Source organism: Halosolutus sp. YCN4 (genome assembly GCF_059736495.1).
The window spans coordinates 531,609-548,403 of record NZ_JCASSM010000001.1 but is presented as its reverse complement, the minus strand read 5'-3'; the positions used below and the strand labels follow the sequence as shown (position 1 = coordinate 548,403).

The following is a 16,795-nucleotide window of genomic DNA, read 5'->3' as shown; positions in this document are numbered from 1 at the left end:
TCGAGCCACCCGATCGGGTCACATGGACGCCGACGTCGTCGACCTCGCGCGCAGGCTCCGCGCGGAAGCGACGCGGACGGACGAGCGCCGCCTGCTGGTGCTCGCGGGCGATCGCGAGCGGGGCTACGACGCCCTCGAAACCGTCCTGGACGACCTCTCGATCCCGATCACGCGGACGACGCTCGTCGGCCCGGACGATCGACTTCGCTGCGAACAGGTCCCGCAGTCGAACGCCGGTGATCTCCTCGGGACGACGCGTGACGTCGTGGCGATCGACGCCCACACGGAACTCCGGCCCAACGCCGTCGGGAAACTCGTCGGCACCGTCGACGGCGGCGGCCTGCTCGTCCTCCTGACGCCGCCGCTCGACGCGTGGCCCGATCGACGCGACGGGTTCGACGAGTCGCTGGCCGTGCCCCCGTTTTCGCTGTCGGACGTGGCCGGACGGTTCCGACGACGATTCGTCGAGACCCTCCGCGCACACCGCGGGATCGCGATCGTCGACTGCGACGCCGGCACGATCGAAGACGACGGACTCACCCATCCGGCACCTCGCCTGACCGCCGAAACGGAGTCGCCGATCGCGTCCGACGACCGCCTCTTTCCGGCGGCAACCTACGAGGCCTGCCTCACGGCCGACCAGGCCGAGGCCGTCGCCGCATTCGAGTCCCTCACGAGCGCCGACGCCGCCGGTCCCGATCGCGGGGAACCGCGGGCCATCGTTCTCGAAGCCGATCGGGGGCGCGGCAAGTCGAGCGCTGCCGGACTCGCGGCGGGGGCGTTCGCCGCCGACGGCCAGGACGTGCTCGTCACCGCCCCGCAGTTCCGGAACGCACGGGAGGTGTTCGATCGCGCGGGGGAACTCGCCGAGACGCTCGACGTCGCGACCACCGTCCAATCGACGCAGGTAGAGACGGACGACGGGGGCCGCGTCCGGTTCCGCGATCCCGACGAGGCCGTCGATCGACTCTCGAGCGCCGACGTCGTGATCGTCGACGAGGCGGCCGCGCTCCCGGTCCCGACGCTCGAGTCGCTGCTCGCGGCCGATCGGGTCGCGTTCGCGACGACGATCCACGGCTACGAAGGGGCCGGTCGCGGCTTCTCCGTCCGGTTTCGCGATCGACTCGCCGAGAGCGACCACGCGGTCACCGACTGCACGATGTCGGCGCCGATCCGCTACGCCGCGGGGGACCCGATCGAGGTCTGGGCGTTTCGCGCCCTGCTCCTCGACGCCCGGCCGCCCGCAGCGCCGCTCGTCGCGGACGCGAAACCGGACTCGGACGTGATCGAGTACCGACGGCTCGACCCCGACGCGCTCCTCGCCGACGAGACCCTGCTGCGGGAGGCGTTCGGCCTGCTCGTGCTCGCCCACTACCGGACCGAGCCCAACGACCTCGCGCGACTGCTCGACGCCCCGAACCTCGAGGCGCGGGCGTTGATCCACGACGGGCACGTCGTCAGCGTCGCCCTGCTGGCCCGCGAGGGGAACCTCGCGAGCGAGACGCGATCGGCGATGTACGAGGGCGGGCGGGTCCGCGGGAACATGCTCCCGGACGTGCTCACGAGCCAGTTGCGCGACGAAGCGGCGGGCGACCCTGCCGGACTCAGGGTCGTCCGCATCGCGACCCACCACGCCGCCCGATCGCGGGGGCTGGGTTCGCGCCTGCTCGCGGAGATCCGGGCCGAGTACGGCGAGGACGTCGACTGGCTCGGGACCGGTTTCGGCGCGACGCCGGGGCTCCTGCGGTTCTGGCACGGGAACGACTACGGCACGATCCACCTCTCGACGACGCGCAACGACGCCAGCGGGGAGTACTCCGCGCTCATGCTCGCGCCAACGAGCGACGAGGGACGAGCGCTCCGCGATCGCCACGCCGACTGGTTCGCCCGGCGATTCGCCGCGGTCTGTTCCGATTCGCTCGACGACCTGGACCCGGACGTGGCCCGCGCGGCGTTGCGAAGCGTCGACCCCGACGCGGCCCCGCCCATCGACCTGACCGATCACGAGTGGCGCGTGGTCGCCGGCGCGGCCTACGGCCCCGGACTCTTCGACGTGGATCCCGGCCCGTTCCGATCGCTAGTCGTCAGGTACCTGGTCGAGGACCCGGCCGCGATCGACCTGACGGACCGCGAGGAGCGACTGCTCGTCCTCCGGGTGTTGCAGGCTCGCGAGTGGTCGACGGTAGCCGATCGCCTCGACTATCCCTCGTCCGGGCAGTGCATGCGCGCTCTCGGCGACGCGGTCTGTCCGCTGGTCGACCGCTACGGCGGCGACGCGGCGCTCGCGGTTCGCGATCGGTTTCTCGAGGAGTGAGTCGCCAGCCTAGGAAAACGCGCGCCGGATGACGAACTCGGGCAACAGGTCGAGGAGCCACGCGACCAGTCGCCAGCGGCGGGTGACGTACGCGTGCTTGCGCTCGTTCTCGATCGCACGGGCGATCTGGCGGGCGGCCGTCTCGGGCGAACACTCCCAGAACGTGCCCATCGAGAGGTCGGTGTCGACGAACCCCGGTTCGATGGTGGTGATCGCCACGTCCGACTCGGCACCGTGCTGGCGGGCCCGGAGCCCCTCGAGGTAGGTCGAGACGAACGCTTTCGAGGCGTTGTACGCCGGCGTCGCACCGTTTCCGAAGTGGGCGGCGACCGACGAAACGCCGACGAGGTGGCCGTCACGCTCGCGTGCGTGGTCCGGATTCGCCTCGAAGTACTCCATCGCGGCCGTCGCGATCGCGGTGAACCCGCGGACGTTGACGTCGATCGTCCGGCGTTCCCGCACCCAGCGCAACTGATAGTTCGCGTACCCGACCCCGGCACTGAGAACGACGACGTCGACCGACGGCATCGCTGCGGCGAGTTCGAAGAAGCCATCCCGGGCGTCCGGGGCGTCGGTCACGTCCATCGTCGCGACGTAGGCCTGCGTCGGTAACTCGGCACCGATCGCTTTCAGTCGCTCCGTTCGCCGCGCCGCCAGGCCGATCTCGTAGCCCCGATCGGCGAGTTCCCGGGCGAGCGCTTCGCCGATCCCCGAGGACGCACCGACGATGATGGCACCGTCCGTCATGGCCTACCAGTGCTACCGATGAAAGGTATGTGTACCGAATCGGCGGGAGCGCGGAACGGACGATCGACGCCAGCCGACCGGGTATCCGCCGATCGCGATCCGGCGGGACCCCGCTCGAGGAGAAGTAACGAGGGTTATTTGACAGTCGCGCTGGAAGTACGCGCAACCGGATGGCCGCGTTGACGACTGGTTCGGTACTCGTCTTCCTGATCATCTTCGTGGCGCTCGTGTTGTTCGTCACAGAGCCCGTCCCGATCGACGTCACGGCGATCGGGATCATGGTCACGCTGATGATCCTCGGCCCGTGGACGGGCGTCTCCCCGAGCGACGGCGTGGCCGGATTTTCGAACCCCGCGACGATCACGATCCTCGCGATGATGATCCTGAGCGAAGGGGTTCGCCGGACCGGCCTCATTCAGCGTCTCCAGCAGACCGTCGCCGCCTACACCGGGACGAGCGAATACAAGCAACTCGGCGCGACGATCGGCATCGTCGGGCCGCTGTCGGCGCTGATCAACAACACGGCGGCGGTCGCCGTGCTGGTGCCGATGGTCAACGACCTCGCCCACGAGAACGGGACCTCCCCGTCGAAACTCCTCTTGCCCCTGTCGTACGCGTCGATGTTCGGCGGCATGCTCACGCTCATCGGCACCTCGACCAACCTCGTCGCGAGCAGTCTCTCCGCGCAGTACGTCGATCGCCCGTTCTCGATGTTCGAGTTCACCCAGCTCGGCGTCGTCGTGTTCGTCGTCGGCTCGATGTACCTGCTCACGATCGGCTACTGGCTCACCCCAGCCCGCGTCACGCCCCGGAGCGAGCGAGCGACGACGGCGAAAGAGGAGTACCTCACGGAACTGGTCGTTCGCGAAGATTCGCCGGTGACCGGCACGACGCTCCGGGATGCCCTCGAGGAGGTCGATTTCGAGGCCGAGGTCACCCAGCTGATCCGGGACGATCGGTACACGTCCAACCCCTCGCTGTCGACGACCGTCCAGAGCGGTGACGTCTACACGGTCCGGCTCACCGACGACGCGCTCCAGACGTTGCTCGACGTCGACGGCGTCGACCTCGTTCCCGGCGTGACGAGCGAAGCCGACCTCGAGACGCTCGCGCCGGAACAGACGCTCGTCGAGATCGTCCTCACGGCGGGATCGGACCTGATCGGCGAGACGATCGACTCGGCTCGCCTTTCCGACACCTACTCGGCTCGCGTGCTCGCCGTTCGCCGCGGCGGCAGGATCACCCACGAACGGCTCTCCGAATTCCGGTTCCGTCCGGGAGACGCGCTCCTCATCGAGTCCGAGCCCGAGACGGTCGATCGTCTCGCGGACGACCCGAACGTCATCGTCGCCGGTGATCTCGCGCTCCAGCAGTTCCGACGCTCGAAACTGCCGATCGCGGTCGGCGTCGTTCTCGCGGTCGTCGGGCTGGCCGCGATCGGCCTGTTGCCGATCATGGTCTCCGCCCTGGCCGGCGTCGTCACGATGCTCGCGACCGGCGTCGTCAAACCGGCCGAGGCGTACGAGGCCGTCCAGTGGGACGTCATCTTCCTGCTGGCCGGCGTCATTCCCCTGGGGAACGCGATGGCCGAGACCGGCGGCGCGGACGTCCTCGGCGCGATCGTCGTCTCGAGCGCCGACGTGTTGCCGGCGATCGGCGTCCTCGGCTTGTTCTACCTGCTAGCCGCCGCGATGACCAACGTCGTCAGCAACCAGGCGAGCGTCGTGTTGCTCGTCCCGGTCGCCGTCGACGTCGCCGCGCGGCTGAACGCCAACGCCTTCGCGTTCGTCCTCGCGGTGACCTTCGCCGCCAGCACGGCGTTCATGACGCCCGTCGGCTACCAGACCAACCTCTTCGTCTACGGGCCGGGAAAGTACCAGTTCCAGGACTTCGTCCGCGTCGGCGGCCCGCTCCAGCTCCTGCTCGCGGTCGTGACGACCGTCGGCATCGCGTTCTTCTGGGGGGTGTGATCGCCACCGGGGCCGATTCCCACCTGCCGCAGCCAGCGGTACGACTTTGCCGCGCGCGCCCGTCGACGGACGTATGGTAGACGCGGTGACGCTCCTCGCGATCGCGTTGCTGGCTGGTGCAATCGTCGGGGCGGCCGTCCCGATGGTTCCGAGCGGCCTCCTCTCGCTGGCCGGCCTCGGCCTCTACTGGTGGGGCTCCGGATTCGCCGATCTCGGGGTTCTCGCCTTCGTCGTCCTCGTCTCCATCGCCGTCGTCACCGCGCTCGTCGAGTTCTTCGCCGGTTCGATCGCCGCGAAAGCCGGCGGCGCCTCGTGGGGAACGACCGCCGCCGCGGCAGTCGCCGGGCTCGTCCTCATGCTCGTTACGGGCCCGCTGGGGCTGGTCGTCGGTCTCTTCGGCACCGTCTTCGTCCTCGAATTCGTCCGAAACGGGGAACTCGAGGGGAGCACGCGATCGGCCGCCTACACGACCGTCGGCGTCTTCGCGTCGACGGCGGTGCAGGTCCTGCTGACGGCGTCGATCCTCCTGGGTTTCCTCGTGGCCGTCTTCCTGTTCTGATCGGCGCCGGGAAAACACTCAAGCCGTGGGCATCGTTCACACGAACGGATGGAGTGTTCCGAAGCGGACTGCGATCGACCCGCCGCCGTCGAGTTGCACATTCCGTGGGCCGCGAACCGGTACGTCTGTGCCGCCCACGCCCGCGTACTCGGCCGACAGGACGGCGTCGTCGCGGATCCGGTACCCGATCGGGCCGACGATCTGCTCGAGTGAACTCCCCGTAGCGGCTGTGATCGGCGAAACAGTCGATCGCGTCAGGGGTGCGTGTAGTAGACGACGGTCTCTCCGTCGTCGTGGTGATCGATCCTGGCAAATCCGACGCGTTCGAACTGGACGACTTCGTCGGGGTCGAGGTCGGCGACGCCGGGTTCCGCGCGGCCGGCGACGTCGCCGTCTGGCGTGCGCATCCGGACGGGGACGCTCTCGGTCGCCGGGACCCAGTGGACGACGTCGACGTCGCCCTCACGGACCACGTCGATGTCCTCGCCGGTGTACTGGAGGGCGTCTCGGGTGTACTGGAAGCAACCCAGCCCCTTGAGCCAGACGCGCTCCTCCCGCTGAGGGAGGTCCCCCGACTCGAGCGCGACGGCGTCGCCGACGGGAATCTCGCGGACGCCGCGGTCCTCGTGGTCGGGGTGAAGCGGCGGGTTCGCCTCCGCGGGGGGACTCCCGCCGAGCGGGAGTTCGGAGCCGTCGCGGACGAGGAACCGCCGATCGCTCTCGTCGTCGATCAGTTCGCGGTTGGTGGCGTAGATCGAACTCATCGCGAGGTCGACGTTCGACGTCGAGGTTCCCAGTTCGACCATCGCCTCCGTGATCGCCTCGCCACGGATGCCGCGGCGCTCGAGGCTCGCGAGCGTCGGCGCCCGCGGGTCGTCCCAGCCGTCGAGTTCGCCGTCGTCGATCAGTTCCTTGATCGACGAGGTGCTCATCGGGACGTCGTACGCGTCGACCTGCACGTGGCCCCAGTGGATCACCTCGGGGTACTCCCAGTCGAAGTAGTCGTAGACGAACCGCTGTTTCTTCGCGGAGTCCTGCAGGTCGATCCCGCGGATGATGTGGGTGATGCCGATCAGGTGGTCGTCGATCCCCGACTGGAAGTCGAGCATCGGCCAGCAGCGGTACTCGCTGGCCTCCTCACGCGGGTGGGGCGTGTCGATCATCCGGAACGCGACGAAGTCCCGGAGCGCGGGGTTCTTGTGCTCGATATCGGTCTTGACCCGCAACACCATCTCCCCGCTGTCGTACTCGCCCCGAACCATCCGCTCGAACTCCGCCAGGACGTCCTCTGGGTCGGCGTCGCGGTGTGGGCACGGTTCGCCGGCGTTTTTTAGTTCGCTGAACTCCTCGGCCGGGCACGAGCAGGTGTAGGCCCCGCCCAGTTCGATCAGTTCGCGGGCGTGGTCGTAGTAGGTCTCGACGCGATCGCTGGCCCGGTAGACCGCGTCGGGTTCGAACCCGAGGTAGTCGACGGCGTCGAGGATCTGGTCGTACGCGTCGAGATCCGGCCGCTTCGTCTCGGGATCGGTGTCGTCGAACCGGACGCAGAACCAGCCGTCGTAGCGCTCCTTGTAGGTGCCGATGACGGCGGGCATCCGGGCGTGGCCGACGTGCCAGGGGCCGTTCGGGTTCGGCGCACACCGCATCCGGATCTCGTCGAACTCCTCGGCGTTCGGGAGGTCCGGAAGCGCGTGTTCGTCTTCCTCGTCCTCGGCCTCGATCTCGGCCAGTTCCTCGGGGGCGAGTTCCTCGAGTCGATCGCGTTTGGCGTCGTAGTCGAGGTCGTTGACCCGACCCACGACGCCGCCGATGACGCCGGGAATCTCGTCGCCGTACTCGCGGAAGTCGGGATTGTCTCCCATCAACGGCCCCATGATGGCACCGACGTCGGCGTCGCTCTCGTGTTTGACCGCGTTCAACAGCGCGTGCTTCTCGGCCTCGCGTTCGACACGCTCGCGTAACTCGTCGTCCATTGGTGGGAGATTTACCGCGCCCGTTCAAAATCCCCGCGGTGTGGAGTCGGCCCGGGCGAGTGCGGTGCTCGCGCGCAGACCGCTGACGAAACTAGCTACAATGAAAATTATAGCTATCCAAACGTTATAGAGGTGTGACACTGTCGGGACGAACATGGTACAGCGAAGACGGGACCACGTGGTGACCACGCTCGCGGTCGTCGCGATGCTGGTGCTCGCGGGCTGTTCGTTTGGCGGGGGCGGTCTCGGGGCCTCCGACGATGGCAGCCTCGGCTACGCCGTCGGCGGCGCACAGGACGTCGACAACTTCAGGAACAACGTCGAGGCGGGCCACCTGCCGATCCGCTCCGACATCACTCACGAGGGACTCTTCTACGACTACTACTTCGAGACCGGCGATCGCGACTGCGACGACCTGTTCTGTCCGGCCTACAGTCGCGCCGTGACGACCGATCCGCTGTCGACCGAGACCGAGCAGTACCTCTCGGTCGGGCTGAACTCGAACCTCGAGTCGTCCGAGTTCGAGCGCGAGAACCTCAACCTCGTGGTCGTCCTCGACGTCTCCGGGTCGATGGGCTCCGGGATGGCCGAGTACCACTACGACCGCGAGGACCCCGAGGCCGAGCGGCCCGAGACGAAGCCGAAGATGCAGGCCGCAAACGAGGCGACAGTCGCGCTCCTCGATCAACTCGAGGACGACGACCGCTTCGGGCTGGTCACCTTCGAGGATCGTGCTACGACCGTCGCACCCCTCGAACGGATGGACGAGCGCGACCGCGAGGCCCTCGCGGACGACGTGCGCTCGATCGAGGCCGACGGCGGGACGAACCTCGAAGCCGGGATGGACGCGGCCCGCGAGATGGTCGAACCACACGCCGAAGAGGAGGGGTACGATACTCGGATCGTCTACCTCACCGACGCGATGCCGAACGTCGGCGATACGAGCGCGAACGGACTCGAGTCCGCCCTCGAAGCCAACGCCGAGCGCGGGATCCACTCCACGTTCGTCGGCGTCGGGATGGACTTCAACTCCGAACTCGTCGATCAGATCACGGCCGTCCGCGGCGCCAACTACTACGCCGTCCACTCCGCCGAGGACTTCGAGGAGCGGATGGGCGAGGAGTTCGAGTACATGGTCACGCCGATGGTCTACGACCTCGAACTCGCCGTCGAGTCGAAGGGCTACGAGATCGAGGCGGTGTACGGTTCGCCCGACGCCGACGGAGAGACCGGCGAACTGATGTCGGTCAACACGCTGTTCCCCTCGCCGACCGAGGACGGCGCCAGCAAGGGCGGGGTCGTCCTCCTCGAACTGAACCGGACGGCCGATGACCCCGACCTCGAACTGACCGCGAGCTACGAGGACCGCGACGGCGTGAGTCACGAGACGTCCGAGCGCGTGACGTTCGACGATCGCGAACCGGAGTACTTCGAGACGGACAGCGTCCGCAAGGCCGTCGTCCTGTCGCGCTACGCGACCCTGATGGCGAACTGGATCGACTACGAGCGCGCCTCGCTCGCCGGCGACGACCCGGACGCCCCCGACGGCGGTCTCGAGCGGACCGATGAACCCGACCTCGGGAAGTGGGAGCGACAGTCGGCGGACCTGCGGGTCGCACCGGAGTACGCGGAGCGCATCGTCGCCTTCCGGGAGCACTTCGCCGCCGAGGCCGACGCTATCGGCGACGACTCGCTGGAGCGGGAACTCGAGACGATGGCGGCGATCCTCGAGGCGGCCGAGGAGAAATCGGGTGACGAAGTGAGTGACACGGAGGGGGCCGGCGAAAACGAGCGCGACGCCGTCGCGCGGGCCGACTGACCGCGACGGTCAGTACCCGCGCTCGATCAGGTAGTCCGCGAGGTCGCACAACTGGGCGCGAGCCTCGTTGTCCGGCACCACCTCGAGACGATCTTTCCCCTGGCGAACCAGGTCGCGGGCCGTCTCGTTCGCGTACGAGATCGACCCGACGGTCTCGAGTTCGGCGACGGCGTCCTCGATCTCGGATTCGGTGACGGCGTCCACGTCGGTCGTGTCGACCAGGTCCTCCACGTCGAGACCGTGCTCGCGTGCGTGGACCGTGATCAGCGTCTGTTTGTTCTCGACGAGGTCGCTACCGCGCTGTTTTCCGAGTTTCTCGCTCGGAACCGTCAGGTCCAGGACGTCGTCCTGGATCTGGAACGCGCGGCCGATGTCCAGCCCGTAGCCGTAGAGGGCGTCGATCGTCTCGTCGTCGGCACCCAGCAGGACCGCGGGGAGACACGCGGAGGCGGCGTACAGTACCGCCGTCTTCTGTTCGACCATCTCGAGGTACTCCTCGGGCGAGACATTCTTGCGCTCCTCGAAGGTCACGTCGAGCGACTGGCCCTCGCAGATCTTCGTACAGGTCCGCGCGAGGATCCCGAACGCCTCGACGACTCGATCGGGCTCCGCGTCGGTCTCGAGCATGATCTCGAAGGCTTTCGAGTAGAGGGTGTCACCCGCGAGGATCGCGGTCTCCAGATCGTATTCCTTGTGGACCGCGGGAACGCCCCGACGAAGGTCGTCGTCGTCCATGATGTCGTCGTGGATCAGCGTGAACGACTGGATGACCTCGACGCTGACGGCCGCCGCCATGACGTCGATCGTCGACGCCGCGTCCCCGGCGACCGGCGGGAACGAACGGTAATCCCGGCTCATCGGCTCGACGTCGGCGAGCGCCTCGGCGGTCGTCAACAGGACCGCCGGCCGGAGTCGCTTGCCGCCGGCGTCGAGCAGGTAGCGCGACGCCTCGTAGAGCCGCTCCGGCCGCTGGATCGGGAGTGCGTCCGGAATCGCGTCGTTGACCTGCTCGCGGCGTTTCCGGACCGCCTCGAGTACCGCTTCTTCTCGTGCCTCGGGGCTCGTCATATCAGTCGACAAGCTGGATGAGGTTCCCGTTGCGCGTGACGTGGAGGTCCCGGCCGAGCTTGTACCCCTCGCTCTCGCAGAGGTTGACGTAGCTCGAGTAGCCGCTCATGTCCTGGTGGGCGGGGATGATGTTCTGGGGCTGGAGCGCGTCCAGCATCTCGTAGTGGCCCTCCTGGTTGAGGTGGCCCGAGACGTGGATGTCGTCGTAGACGCGAGCGCCCTGCATACCCAGCAGCTTCTCGGCCTGGTAGCGCTGGCCCTCGTTGGTCGGCTCCGGAATGACCCGCGCCGAGAAGACGACCTTGTCGCCGTCGTCCAGTTCGTAGGGGGTCTCGCCGCGAGCCATTCGCGTGAGCATCGCCCGGGGCTCGCCCTGGTGGCCGGTGACGACGGGCAGGAAGTTCTCCTTGCCCTCGTTCATGATCCGCTTGAACGTCCGGTCGACGGACTTGCGGTGGCCGAACATCCCGAGGTCCTCGGGGAAGTCGATGAAGTCGAGTCGCTCGGCAGTCCCGGAGTACTTCTCCATCGATCGGCCCAGCAGGACGGGCTGGCGGCCGATGTCCTTGGCGAACTCGACGAGGCTCGTCACGCGGGCGATGTGACTCGAGAACGTCGTCGCGACGATGCCGCCGTCGTAGTCCTCCATGCTGTAGAGGACGTCCCGGAGGTGTTCGCGGGCGACCTTCTCGCTCGGGGTGCGCCCCTTCTTGTTCGCGTTCGTGCAGTCCTCGATGTAACAGAGGACGCCGTTGCCCTCGCGACCGATCTCGCGGAACCGCTTCATGTCGATCGGGTCGCCGATGACGGGCGTGTGGTCCATGCGCTTGTCGAGGCCGTAGACGACTGCACCCTCCGGCGTGTGCAGGACCGGGTTGATCGCGTCGATGATCGAGTGAGTGACGTTGACGAACTCGAGTTCGACCTGGCCGGAGTCGCCGATCGACATCGTCTCGCCGGCGTCCATCTTGATCAGGTCGTTCTCGACGCCGAACTTCTGCTCGCCCTCGATCTGCTGCTTGACGAGTTCGATCGTGAAGGGCGTGGCGACGACCGGTGCGTTGTACCGGTGGGCCAGTTTGGAGATGGCACCGATGTGGTCCAGGTGGCCGTGAGTCGGCACGATAGCCTGAACGTCGCCCTCGAGATCGGACATGATCCGGTCGTCGGGGATCGCGCCCATATCGATCAGGTCGAGACTGTGCATCCGCTCGGTTTCGACGTTGTCGTGGATCAGAACCTGCGAGAGGTTCAATCCCATGTCGAAGATGACGACGTCGTCACCGGCGCGGACGGCAGTCATCTGCCGTCCGACTTCCTCGTAACCGCCAATCGTTGCAATTTCGATTTCCATGGTCGTTGTACTGAAAGCCGCGTATGGACTCTCATCGAAACGGTCCGCGGACTCCCGGTTGTGCGGCCCCGGCGTCTTTCAGCGCGTTGGCCATCCCGCTATGCGCTCGTGGCGACGATCGCCGCCGATCGGCCCACGGCACCGCCGTGAGCCGCGAACGCACTTGCCCGCGGGTTTCGCTAGTGGGCACTACACGCCCGGGTGTTAAAAACGCAGTGGGTTGGCCACGCCTCGACGCAGTGGGTTGACCATGCCTCGACGAATTCCGCCACGCCGTCGAACGGCGATCGTGGACGGCCCCTCGACCGACAGTTTCCTCCCCATATTCCATAAAGATTAATTATAGTAGGGAGATATTACATTGTCATGCCACGTCACACCACGGGATCCGAGCCGACATCGGCGACCCCCTCACGACGGACCGTCCTCCGGGGAACCGGCGCGCTGCTCGTCGGCACCGGTGCGATCGCGGCGGCGAGTGCGCCCGTTTCGGCGGGGAAGAAGGACAGCTGCGACGACCCGCCGCTGTCCTATCCGCGGGTGACGACCCGCGGTCACTTCGACACGACGTGGTACGGGAGCGTCGTCCTGACCGACGGCAACACGGCCACCAACTTCGAGTACGCCGGGGACGGGATTCCGGGCGTTCACACCGATCCAGAGGACGAACTCCTGATCCACGCCCACGGCTGGAACAACGATCTGGAAGGCGGCGTCTGCTCGGTCAGCGCGGCCGGCGAGACGTTCGCGGCCGAAGGGTACGACTCCCCCGTCGTCGGCTACACCTGGGACGCCGATTTCGGCTGGTACAACGCGACCGAAATCGCCGAACGAAACGGCGCGAAACTGGCAGCCTTCCTGAGCGGGTACGCGGACGCGAATCCCGACGTCACGCTCCGCGTATGCAGTCACTCGCTCGGCGCGCGGGTCGCTCTCAGCGCCCTCGAATCGCTGGACGCCTGGGGCCGGACCGACGTCGTCGAATCGACGGTTCTGCTCGGCGGGGCAGCCGACGACGACGCCGTCTCGATGGAAGGGCGGTACGGATCGAACATCGAAGCGGCGACCGCACGACTGGACAACTTCTGGATGGAAGACGACGACGTCCTCGACTGGGCGTACAGCACCGCCGAGTGGGGAACCGCCGTCGGGGCCGCCGGCGTCGATGGCACGCCGCCGGAGAACTACACCGACCACAACGTCGATTACGTTCCGGATCACTTCAGCCACTACAAAGAAGACGGCTGTCTCCACGAAGTCGTCGACACGTTCTGATCGGGGCGGAATTCGTGTACGAGAACTGGGAACCCCGATCGCTTGTGTCCCGGGCGTAGCCTACCCGATCGTCGTGCCCGGATCCGCGCCGGCGAAGAAACCGTCGAGATCCTCGAGTCCGAAGATCGAGGCCTCGGCCTCCAGATCGAGTAGCGCCTGCACCTTCGCGGCCATCCCGCCGGTGACGTCCGTCGAATCGCTCTCCCCGAGCACGTCCGCCACGTCGTCGTACGACCCGATCCGATCGATCACGGCGTCCCCGTCGTCGAGGACCCCCGGAACCGTCGAACAGAGGCCGATCCGATCGGCCCCGAGATCGCGTGCGAGCGCCGCGACGAGTTCGTCGCCGCTGACGATCGTCACCCCTTCGCCCGCGTGGGCGACCACGTCGCCGTGCAAGACGGGGACGAACCCCTCCGCGAGCAACGTCTCGACCTGCCCGGTCGGGAGCGTCAGTTCGCCCTCGCCGTCGCGGTGGGCCGCCGAGAACGGGTGGACGGGGACGGCCGCGACGTCGCGCTCGTGCAGTCGCGAGAGGACGAACCGGTTGAGCGTCGTCATCGCGCCGTGAACGTCGACGACGGCATCCACGTCGTGGGTCCCGGCGGACGTGCTGACGCCGTGGTCGCTCGCGTTGTGGTGACCGAAACTCCCGCCGCCGTGGACGATCACGAGTCCGTCCGCGAGCGCGTCGCCGCCCGCGTCGATCGCGGCCGCGATCGCGTCCGCCGCTCGATCGAGCGCCGCGCCGTCGAGGGTCTCCGGCCGATCCTTGTCCGTGACGACGCTTCCGCCGAGTTTCAGGACGATCATTCGAGTCGCCTCACCCCTTCCTCCGCGAGTTCGGCGCGGAACGCTTCCTCACACCCCGGCGTAAAGGAGAGCGCCGTCTCGGTCTCGTCGGTCGGGTCCAGGGCGACGATACAGCCCCCGCCGCCCGCACCGGTCAGTTTCGCCCCGTAGGCCTCGGCGTCGCGGGCCGCCCAGACCATCGCGTCGAGCGATCGCGAGGAGACGCCGAGCGCCGACAGGAGGCCGTGGTTGAAGTCCATCAGCCGTCCGAGTTCTTCGATGTCGCCGTCCGCGAGCGCATGTTCGCCGTTCCGGACGACGTCGCCGATCGCCTCGACCGTGTCCGCCGCGAACTCGTACTCCTCGCGCAGGCCGCGCACGCCCGCGACCAGTTCGCCGGTATCGCCCGCGCCGCCGTCGAACCCGATCACAATCGGCAGGTCGGGGGCCTCGATCGATCGGCAATCGTCGCCCTCGACCCTGACCGCGCCGCCGGTCGCCGAACAGAACGTGTCCGCTCGCGAGGCCTGGCCGTCCTGGACCGCATACTCCGTCTGGAATGCACGTTCGGCGAGTTCGTCGGTGTCGAGCGTGACGCCGAGTTCCCGCGTGGCCGCATCGATCGCAGCCACGACGACGGCCGCCGAGGAACCGAGTCCCGCACCCAGGGGAATGTCGCTCTCGATCGTCACGTCGAAGCCGACGTCCGCCTCGCCGGTGACCTCGCGCACCTGTTCGATCGCGCCGTCGACGTACCCCATGGCCGCGCTGACCAGCGACTGCGGGACGTCGACGTCCGGTTGGTCGTCCGGGTTCGCGCCGTACTCGACCGTGAACCCGTTCAGGCTGAGATCTTCCGAGTTGACGCGTAACTTCCCGTCGTCGCGTCGCGTAACGTCGACCCGGGCCCGCCGCTCGATCGCACACGGCACCGCGGGTTCGCCGTAGACGACTGCGTGCTCCCCGAAGAGGTATACTTTGCCGGGGGCGCTCGAACGTGTCATGCCCGGCCGTTCGCACGACGATGGTTAATAGCTGTCTGTCTCTCCGATCGACCGATCCCGGTCCGGGTCGTTCGTTTCTCCCGCGGTGACCGAACTTGTGTCCGCGTCGTCCGAATCCGGGGACGATGTCACTGGTCTTGCCGAGCGAACTCGTCGTCGAGCGGTTCCTGCCGGCGTCCGCTGGATGCTCGCCCGCCGACTCGTCGATCGCGGCCTCACCCAGCAGGAGATTGCGGCCCACCTCGGCGTCGCCCAGGCCGCCGTCAGCAAGTACGTCAGCGGCGATCCGGATGGTGACGATCGCTTTCTTGTGGATTCCGAGACGATCGCGAAACCCACCTCCGATCGCGGTTCGACGACCGGGGCGGCATCCCGCCCGTCGCCTATCATCGGAACTCGTTCGGCATAGAACCGACGACGTACGGTACGACGGCGATCGAGGCGGTAGAACTGGTCGCAGACCTGATCGAGACGGCCTCCTCGACGTGATATCGCGGACGCGCGACCGTCGAAACCCGTACGCGAACCGAAGACCGCCTTGCCGCGCTGATTGTGGCCCGACGCGGTGGATCGACGGTATCGAACGCGATCGATCGTCGTTTCCTCGGCCCCTCGATCGGTCGCTCCGGGAAGGGCATCGGCCATATACACGGCGTACGCTCCGACACCGACGACCGTCATCACGGCGATCAGGGCTGCGATCGGTTCGGTCCGCGCTCTAGACGGTAGCGATCGTGACATGGTACTTCCCGGTTGAATCCTTGTATTCGACGAACGGTGCGTCGTCGTCGAGGGTGGCGCTGCGCTCGATTTCGTTGTCCCACGTTAGCGTCGTCCCCACGTCCAGATCGGTTCCGGCCCACGTCCCGTCCTCGTAATCGACGGAGAATTCGAGCGGCGGGTTGCCTGCCCATCCCACGGTCGGCGAGGAGATGTCGGAGATTACGATCTCACCGGATCCGGTAGAGAACGCCCTGGATTCCTCGTAATGCAGGTCCGTACCTGTGGTGTAGGACCCCTCCAGGTCGAGTTCGATAGTTCTGCCAGGGATGCCGTCGTACGAGAGGGTCACTTCCCTGACGTTATCGTTTTTCGAGGTTTCCGTTACTTCGAGTTCCGCGGATTCGTGCAGGTTTTCGACCTCGTCTACGTCCGGATCGACAGTAACCTGACGAGCGACTAACTCGCCGCTCGCCACCATCGTCTCACCGGTGTTTTCCTCGTATTCGTTCTCGAGGTCCGATAGAAATGCTTCGACGGCGTGCGCGTCTTCGTCGTCCAACTCGTCTTCGTATTCGTCTTCGAACTCGGCCCCGTGAACGACGTTTTCCAACCGTTCCGACTCGTCGACTGGAACGACGACACCGTATGACATGCTGGTGTGGGCGGTCTTGTGATCGTTTTTCATCTCGATCGTCGGGCCGTCGATACGGATCGTATCGGCCTCGTACACCCAGGTAGCGCTGGCCTCGGTGGAACTTCCCGACACCCTCTCGATCGTATTCGCCGCCTGGTTCGCGTCCGGTGGCGGCCCCGCCGGTAGACTCAGTACGACGCCAGCCAGCGCGACGCTGACGATAGATACCGCCAGAAAGACGTACCACGCATCGACGGGGGCCTCCCAGTCCATGGCCCGATTGGCCGACCCCTCGTATTTAAACTCAGGTGTGGGCTGTCGGTGTATCGTCCTGCTCGCCCGGTACTCGAATCCCCTCGCACCGTCCTCGCCTGGCTGTCGCTCGGTGACGATTCGATCCCGCCTCGACGGCGCCCGTCAGAACGCGACGATCGTCACCACGCGGTAGACGATTCCGATCGCCAACAGCGCAATCAGTGCCAGTGTCGAGAGGACGACCGCCGGCGGCAGCGTCTCCTGCTCGAATTCGAAGAGCCGATGGATCATATCGGCACTTCCGGCGG

At 67.0% G+C, this 16,795-nt stretch carries 14 protein-coding genes and 1 pseudogene; 7 read left to right on the top strand and 8 right to left on the bottom strand.

Annotated elements, in window-relative coordinates:
• The first annotated feature begins 22 nt into the window (after window positions 1-22).
• Complete coding sequence (gene tmcA / locus AC6I6X_RS02810) at window positions 23-2,314, top strand: tRNA(Met) cytidine acetyltransferase TmcA (protein ID WP_497928980.1); 2,292 nt, start codon at window positions 23-25, stop codon at window positions 2,312-2,314.
• Between the two features lie 9 nt (window positions 2,315-2,323).
• Here the strand turns inward: tmcA and AC6I6X_RS02805 are convergent, their stop codons facing one another.
• The gene (locus tag AC6I6X_RS02805; RefSeq protein ID WP_497928979.1) at window positions 2,324-3,061 is read right to left on the bottom strand and encodes an SDR family NAD(P)-dependent oxidoreductase; all 738 of its coding nucleotides are present in this window, start codon (window positions 3,059-3,061) and stop codon (window positions 2,324-2,326) included.
• A gap of 170 nt (window positions 3,062-3,231) precedes the next feature.
• Here AC6I6X_RS02805 and AC6I6X_RS02800 point away from each other — a divergent pair, with 170 nt between their 5' ends.
• The 3 genes from AC6I6X_RS02800 to AC6I6X_RS02790 all read left to right on the top strand — a co-directional run bounded on the left by AC6I6X_RS02800 (window position 3,232) and on the right by AC6I6X_RS02790 (window position 5,803).
• Window positions 3,232-5,031, top strand: a complete 1,800-nt coding sequence (locus tag AC6I6X_RS02800) for an SLC13 family permease (RefSeq protein WP_497928978.1) — start codon at window positions 3,232-3,234, stop codon at window positions 5,029-5,031.
• Window positions 5,032-5,104: 73 nt separating this feature from the next.
• The gene (locus tag AC6I6X_RS02795) at window positions 5,105-5,590 is read left to right on the top strand and encodes a DUF456 domain-containing protein (protein ID WP_497928977.1); all 486 of its coding nucleotides are present in this window, start codon (window positions 5,105-5,107) and stop codon (window positions 5,588-5,590) included.
• A 48-nt stretch (window positions 5,591-5,638) separates the two neighbouring features.
• Window positions 5,639-5,803: a DUF8014 family protein gene (locus AC6I6X_RS02790; protein ID WP_265111995.1), complete on the top strand. Its 165-nt coding sequence runs from the start codon at window positions 5,639-5,641 to the stop codon at window positions 5,801-5,803.
• 41 nt (window positions 5,804-5,844) lie between these two features.
• Here AC6I6X_RS02790 and AC6I6X_RS02785 read toward each other — a convergent pair whose 3' ends face one another.
• Window positions 5,845-7,563, bottom strand: a complete 1,719-nt coding sequence (locus AC6I6X_RS02785; protein WP_497928976.1) for a glutamate--tRNA ligase — start codon at window positions 7,561-7,563, stop codon at window positions 5,845-5,847.
• Window positions 7,564-7,717: 154 nt separating this feature from the next.
• Here AC6I6X_RS02785 and AC6I6X_RS02780 point away from each other — a divergent pair, with 154 nt between their 5' ends.
• Window positions 7,718-9,382 (top strand): vWA domain-containing protein, encoded by a 1,665-nt coding sequence (locus tag AC6I6X_RS02780; protein WP_497928975.1) that lies wholly within the window; start codon window positions 7,718-7,720, stop codon window positions 9,380-9,382.
• Between the two features lie 9 nt (window positions 9,383-9,391).
• On the opposite strand, the gene idsA3 is transcribed toward AC6I6X_RS02780, so the two are convergent.
• Together idsA3 and AC6I6X_RS02770 are read right to left on the bottom strand one after the other, a co-directional pair.
• Window positions 9,392-10,450: a geranylfarnesyl diphosphate synthase gene (gene idsA3 / locus AC6I6X_RS02775; protein WP_497928974.1), complete on the bottom strand. Its 1,059-nt coding sequence runs from the start codon at window positions 10,448-10,450 to the stop codon at window positions 9,392-9,394.
• Between the two features lies 1 nt (window position 10,451).
• Window positions 10,452-11,804 (bottom strand): RNase J family beta-CASP ribonuclease, encoded by a 1,353-nt coding sequence (locus tag AC6I6X_RS02770; RefSeq protein ID WP_497928973.1) that lies wholly within the window; start codon window positions 11,802-11,804, stop codon window positions 10,452-10,454.
• A 366-nt stretch (window positions 11,805-12,170) separates the two neighbouring features.
• On the opposite strand from AC6I6X_RS02770, the gene AC6I6X_RS02765 reads away from it, so the two are divergent.
• Complete coding sequence (locus tag AC6I6X_RS02765) at window positions 12,171-13,079, top strand: DUF726 domain-containing protein (protein ID WP_497928972.1); 909 nt, start codon at window positions 12,171-12,173, stop codon at window positions 13,077-13,079.
• A 60-nt stretch (window positions 13,080-13,139) separates the two neighbouring features.
• On the opposite strand, the gene AC6I6X_RS02760 is transcribed toward AC6I6X_RS02765, so the two are convergent.
• On the bottom strand, window positions 13,140-13,892 hold the full coding sequence (locus tag AC6I6X_RS02760) for an isopentenyl phosphate kinase (RefSeq protein ID WP_497928971.1): 753 nt from the start codon (window positions 13,890-13,892) through the stop codon (window positions 13,140-13,142).
• A complete protein-coding gene (mvk, locus tag AC6I6X_RS02755) occupies window positions 13,889-14,875 on the bottom strand; it encodes a mevalonate kinase (RefSeq protein WP_497928970.1) in 987 nt (328 codons plus the stop codon). Before mvk ends, AC6I6X_RS02760 begins: the two co-directional genes overlap by 4 nt.
• A 125-nt stretch (window positions 14,876-15,000) precedes the next feature.
• Here mvk and AC6I6X_RS02750 point away from each other — a divergent pair.
• A pseudogene (locus AC6I6X_RS02750) lies at window positions 15,001-15,224 on the top strand (transcriptional regulator); the annotation flags it as partial.
• A gap of 369 nt (window positions 15,225-15,593) precedes the next feature.
• Here the strand turns inward: AC6I6X_RS02750 and AC6I6X_RS02745 are convergent.
• The gene (locus tag AC6I6X_RS02745; RefSeq protein ID WP_497928969.1) at window positions 15,594-16,505 is read right to left on the bottom strand and encodes a DUF7283 family protein; all 912 of its coding nucleotides are present in this window, start codon (window positions 16,503-16,505) and stop codon (window positions 15,594-15,596) included.
• Window positions 16,506-16,649: 144 nt separating this feature from the next.
• A complete protein-coding gene (locus AC6I6X_RS02740) occupies window positions 16,650-16,778 on the bottom strand; it encodes a hypothetical protein (protein WP_497928968.1) in 129 nt (42 codons plus the stop codon).
• Window positions 16,779-16,795: the final 17 nt, after the last annotated feature.

Bases quoted from the DNA above. Each gene is read 5' to 3' on its own strand.
- tmcA (WP_497928980.1), top strand. From the start codon at position 23: ATGGACGCCGACGTCGTCGACCTCGCGCGCAGGCTCCGCGCGGAAGCG.
- AC6I6X_RS02805 (WP_497928979.1), bottom strand. From the start codon at position 3,061: ATGACGGACGGTGCCATCATCGTCGGTGCGTCCTCGGGGATCGGCGAA.
- AC6I6X_RS02800 (WP_497928978.1), top strand. From the start codon at position 3,232: ATGGCCGCGTTGACGACTGGTTCGGTACTCGTCTTCCTGATCATCTTC.
- AC6I6X_RS02795 (WP_497928977.1), top strand. From the start codon at position 5,105: ATGGTAGACGCGGTGACGCTCCTCGCGATCGCGTTGCTGGCTGGTGCA.
- AC6I6X_RS02790 (WP_265111995.1), top strand. From the start codon at position 5,639: ATGGAGTGTTCCGAAGCGGACTGCGATCGACCCGCCGCCGTCGAGTTG.
- AC6I6X_RS02785 (WP_497928976.1), bottom strand. From the start codon at position 7,563: ATGGACGACGAGTTACGCGAGCGTGTCGAACGCGAGGCCGAGAAGCAC.
- AC6I6X_RS02780 (WP_497928975.1), top strand. From the start codon at position 7,718: ATGGTACAGCGAAGACGGGACCACGTGGTGACCACGCTCGCGGTCGTC.
- idsA3 (WP_497928974.1), bottom strand. From the start codon at position 10,450: ATGACGAGCCCCGAGGCACGAGAAGAAGCGGTACTCGAGGCGGTCCGG.
- AC6I6X_RS02770 (WP_497928973.1), bottom strand. From the start codon at position 11,804: ATGGAAATCGAAATTGCAACGATTGGCGGTTACGAGGAAGTCGGACGG.
- AC6I6X_RS02765 (WP_497928972.1), top strand. From the start codon at position 12,171: ATGCCACGTCACACCACGGGATCCGAGCCGACATCGGCGACCCCCTCA.
- AC6I6X_RS02760 (WP_497928971.1), bottom strand. From the start codon at position 13,892: ATGATCGTCCTGAAACTCGGCGGAAGCGTCGTCACGGACAAGGATCGG.
- mvk (WP_497928970.1), bottom strand. From the start codon at position 14,875: ATGACACGTTCGAGCGCCCCCGGCAAAGTATACCTCTTCGGGGAGCAC.
- AC6I6X_RS02745 (WP_497928969.1), bottom strand. From the start codon at position 16,505: ATGGACTGGGAGGCCCCCGTCGATGCGTGGTACGTCTTTCTGGCGGTA.
- AC6I6X_RS02740 (WP_497928968.1), bottom strand. From the start codon at position 16,778: ATGATCCATCGGCTCTTCGAATTCGAGCAGGAGACGCTGCCGCCGGCG.